The following is a 4,280-nucleotide window of genomic DNA, read 5'->3' as shown; positions in this document are numbered from 1 at the left end:
AAGTAAATGCTTGCGGTAGTGAATTATTTCATTCTTAAATTTCATTGCTGATTTTTCATTTAAGTCCTTTAATTCTTGTACAGCAGCCATTAATGATTATGGTTTTTTTTTAAAAATTATATATAACGCCTTTTTCAAGTATTTTAACATTGTCAGATGCAATTTCAAATCTTTCAGGAATCTGTGTGTGAATGGGAAGCAGGATTTCGGGGTTAATTTCCCGGGCCATATGTAGTAGGTCCGGTTGTGCCGCATGCCCTGGCGAGTGAATATTAAAATATGGCATATTAAACATCTTTAGCCAATTTAGAAGAATTTTTGCATTTTCTGCGTCAATGCTTGACAATGGTTCTCCACCTGAATGAATGTATAGCGCACCTTTTTCAGGTTTTATATCTATAAGCTCCGGTGTGCTCATAAAGTCAAGCAGCATTACAATATTTTTCTGATCTTTACAGACATATGCTGCATCAACAAATGTTCCTTTGGGCTCATTTTCCCACGTATTAGGCATTCCTTCAGATTTATAAATCAATGTGTTAGGAGATGAAAGAATGTTTTTTGCAAATGTATCTCCTATACCAGAGTAACGGTTTAATATAAAGGCATAAGGCAGGGTTATTACAAATTTTTTGTTTTTCTCATTTGCAATTTCAAAAAATGTCCGGATTCTGTCTATGTGTGGTTCATATGGATTTGCAAAAAGGATTCCGTTGTATTGCTCAAGCACGCTAATTGCCTGTTTTTTTAGCTGCTCTTCTGTAAGGCTTGTAACAAACTTCCACCCAAAACGTGTTCCTTCTGTAATTAATATATAGGGGTTATTGTTTTTTGTATATTTAACAAAATTCCATGATTTTTCATTTGTTCTTCCGTGAAAATAAATATCGCCAGTGTAGAATATATTTCCTTTCGAGGTCTCTATCTGGAAGGCCAGAGCTCCGGGGATATCGTGGTCAATAGGTATAGGATGTACAGTAAACGGTCCGATTTTAACGGGTTTGTCCATTATTTTTATATTTGAGACATTATTTTTTATGATTCCCTTTTTTTCAAAGAAACTGAGAACTTCTTTGGAATAGTTACTCATATACTTTTCTAGTGAATCATCTATGAGATCAATGAGTCCAATGTGATCAAGATGAGCGTGTGAAAAAAATACTGCTTTTATATCGATATCAATTGAGTTTTTTGATGATATAGGCCATTTTTTATAGAAGTTCCGTAATGGCGGAAGTTCTTTTGTTGCAATGCGATCATGGATTTCTTTCCAGTTTCTTCCAACAAGTGAATCATTGAAGTAAACATTGTTTCTTTTTCCAAAATCGAAGAGTATAGCTGTGCCATTTTCTTCAATAATAATTTTATTGCCACCAATTTCTCTTACTCCGTCAAAAAATATTATTTTCATTTTTTCCTCACGTTTGTCTTTTTAAAAAATTATACCATCCTGTTTTTAAAACACAAGTTGCAATATTAACAAGAATCGGTAAAATATGGAAGTCAATAAATGAAAAAAAGAGCAATAACTGTGCAGGGTGTTAAAATTAGGACATCAGCAGGATTCGGGCGTTATCAAATGGGGTTTTGTGGCCCAAGAATCATAGAGATACTTTCAAGGGAAACAGGAATACCTGTAAAAAAGATTAGAAAATTTGGGAAAAATTCTTTTTTTCAGGCAATATAAAGAGTGTAGCAAATAGGTTGTCGTAATAGATTTGCATAAGGGATGTGGTTAGCAGAATAATTTTTAAAGACTTGATTTTTTCTGATTCTCTTTTAATATAGTATATAAATTCGCACCCTTTGGATTCTCAGGATTGTGCACAAATGTGTTCCTGAGAAGAAGAAAGAGGGGAGGAAAAACAATAGGAGGTAGTAGCAATGGCAATTATAACAATGAAAGAACTGCTTGAAGCTGGTGTACATTTTGGACATCAGACAAAGCGCTGGAACCCAAAGATGAAAGAGTACATCTACACAGAGAGAAATGGAATTCATATTTTTGATCTAAGGATTACCATTAAGAAGGTGGCTGAGGCGAATAATTTTGTTTCTAATCTTGCAAAAGAAGGAAAAACTGTAATTTTTGTAGGAACAAAAAAAGCAGCTCAGGACATTGTAAAAGAGGAAGCAGAAAGATGCGGTATGATGTATGTGAACCAGCGGTGGGTAGGAGGCTTACTTACTAATTTTTCTACCATTAAAACCCGCATTAGGAGATTAAATGAACTTGAAAAATTAATTGCAGAAGGATATCTTGATTCTATACCTATTAAAGAGAGAGTAAGTGTCGAAAGAGAATTTGCTAAGTTACGTAAACTTTTTGAAGGAGTAAAGAATGTAACTTCTCTTCCTGCCGCGATCTTCGTGACAGATACACATAAAGAGCGTAGTGCGATATTGGAGGCAAGGAGATTACATATCCCAGTGATAGGCATTGTGGATTCTAATTCAGATCCTGAAGAAATGGATTATTCCCTTCCTGGAAATGATGATGCAATTAGATCTCTTAGATTATTTTCATCGGTTATTGCAAATGCAGTCATCGAAGGAAAAGAAGGAAGAGTAGAGGAAGAAAAAAGGCAGGAAAAAGTTAAGAGTGAGGAAGAAAATATAGACAGTACTGAAGAGATTAAAGAAGAACTTGATGAAGAGGTGTCAAAATGAGTCTAGATCTTATTAAAGAATTACGTGCAAAGACAAGTGCTGGCGTTATTGATTGCAAGAAAGCCCTTGCCGAAGCGAATGGCGATATTGAAAAAGCTATTGAAATTTTAAGAGAAAAAGGTGTTGCAAAAGCAGTTAAAAAGTTTGGAAGAGTGGCAAATCAAGGCATTATAACGGCATATATACACCCAGGTGCTCAACTTGGAGTATTGGTTGAATTGAACTGCGAGACAGATTTTGTTGCAAGAACCAACGAGTTTAAAAAACTTGCTGACGAGATTGCATTGCAGATTGCTGCTACTAACCCTGATTACATCTCAAGAGACGAAGTACCTACAGAGTTAATTGAAAAGGAAAGAGAGATCTATGCGAAGCAATTCGAAGGCGATAAAAAACCAGCTAATGTTGTTGAAAAAATAATAGCTGGCAAGGTCGAGTCATTTTACAAAAAACATTGTCTTCTTGAACTTCCGTATATAAGAAACGAAAAGATCGTTATAGCTGATCTTATTAAGGAACATATAGCCAAGTTTGGTGAAAATATTTTAATTGGGAGGTTTGTTCGCTTTAAAATAGGGGAGGTATAATTGGCACATTATAAAAGGATTCTTTTAAAACTTAGCGGAGAGGCTCTTCTTGGGAAAAAGGCATTTGGCATTGATGTTAAAGTATTAGAGGAGATTGCTGATCAAGTAAAGACACTAAAGGCAGACGGTGTAGAAGTTGGAATTGTAATAGGTGGTGGCAATATCTTTAGAGGATCAGAAAGCAAGGAGCTTCATATAGATAGAACCACTGCTGACTATATGGGCATGCTTGCCACTGTTATTAACGCTCTTGCGCTTCAAAATGCGCTTTTAAAAAATGGAATTGATGCGAGAGTTATGTCGTCGTTAAGCCTTATGCAAGTTGCAGAACCATACATTCTTGCAAAAGCGCTAGCGCATTTTGAAAAAGGAAGAATTGTTATATTTGCGGGAGGAACAGGTCTTCCCTTTTTTACCACGGACACTACTGCAGCATTACGAGCAATAGAAATAAAAGCAGATGCTATATTTAAGGCGACTAAAGTTGATGCAATTTATTCTGCTGACCCAGCAAAGACCAATAATGCCCATAAATATACTTCCATATCTTATACTGAATTTCTTGTAAAAAATTTAAGAGCAATAGACTCAACTGCCGTATCTCTCTGTAGGGAGTTTAAAATGCCTATAGTATTGTTTAATGTGAAGACAAAAGGCAATTTGGTTAAAGCTGTATTAAAAGGCGGTGTGGGAACGCATATAAAGGAGGGATAGAATGGAGTTAGAAAAAAAGATTTATCAGGAAGTAGAAGATGAAATGAAAAAGGCAATAGAAGCCATGGAAAAAGAGTTTTCCCGTGTTCGTGCGACACGGGTTGCGCCTGAATTACTTGATTCTGTTCGCGTGCAGGCATATGGAACAACTGTTCCACTCAGACAGGTTGCATCAATTTCAGTTCCTAAATCAAGAGTTCTTGCTGTTGAACCGTGGGATAAATCGCTTTTGAATGAAGTTGAAAGAGGAATTCTTAAGGCAAATCTTGGGGTTATGCCTCGTAATGATGGAACAACAATTATTCTTCC

The 4,280-nt window shown here is 35.8% G+C and carries 6 protein-coding genes; 5 read left to right on the top strand and 1 reads right to left on the bottom strand.

The annotated features are described in order from the left end of the window. Positions 1-109: 109 nt before the first annotated feature. On the bottom strand, positions 110-1,411 hold the full coding sequence (locus tag U9Q18_06815; GenBank protein MEA3314070.1) for an MBL fold metallo-hydrolase: 1,302 nt from the start codon (positions 1,409-1,411) through the stop codon (positions 110-112). Positions 1,412-1,510: 99 nt separating this feature from the next. On the opposite strand from U9Q18_06815, the gene U9Q18_06810 reads away from it, so the two are divergent. The 5 genes from U9Q18_06810 to U9Q18_06790 all read left to right on the top strand — a co-directional run. Continuing rightward, the gene (locus tag U9Q18_06810; GenBank protein ID MEA3314069.1) at positions 1,511-1,687 is read left to right on the top strand and encodes a hypothetical protein; all 177 of its coding nucleotides are present in this window, start codon (positions 1,511-1,513) and stop codon (positions 1,685-1,687) included. A gap of 197 nt (positions 1,688-1,884) precedes the next feature. Then, positions 1,885-2,670, top strand: coding sequence for a 30S ribosomal protein S2 (rpsB, locus tag U9Q18_06805; GenBank protein ID MEA3314068.1), 786 nt, complete (start codon positions 1,885-1,887; stop codon positions 2,668-2,670). Beyond that, the gene (tsf, locus tag U9Q18_06800; GenBank protein MEA3314067.1) at positions 2,667-3,257 is read left to right on the top strand and encodes a translation elongation factor Ts; all 591 of its coding nucleotides are present in this window, start codon (positions 2,667-2,669) and stop codon (positions 3,255-3,257) included. Before rpsB ends, tsf begins: the two co-directional genes overlap by 4 nt. Next, the gene (pyrH, locus tag U9Q18_06795; GenBank protein MEA3314066.1) at positions 3,258-3,971 is read left to right on the top strand and encodes a UMP kinase; all 714 of its coding nucleotides are present in this window, start codon (positions 3,258-3,260) and stop codon (positions 3,969-3,971) included. It abuts the gene before it with no gap. Position 3,972: 1 nt separating this feature from the next. Next, positions 3,973-4,280 (top strand): ribosome recycling factor (locus tag U9Q18_06790; GenBank protein MEA3314065.1); only part of this gene is annotated, 308 nt, incomplete at its 3' end.

Source organism: Caldisericota bacterium, from assembly GCA_034717215.1.
Lineage (GTDB): Bacteria > Caldisericota > Caldisericia > Caldisericales > Caldisericaceae > UBA646.
This window is presented reverse-complemented; position numbering and strand designations above follow the sequence as displayed.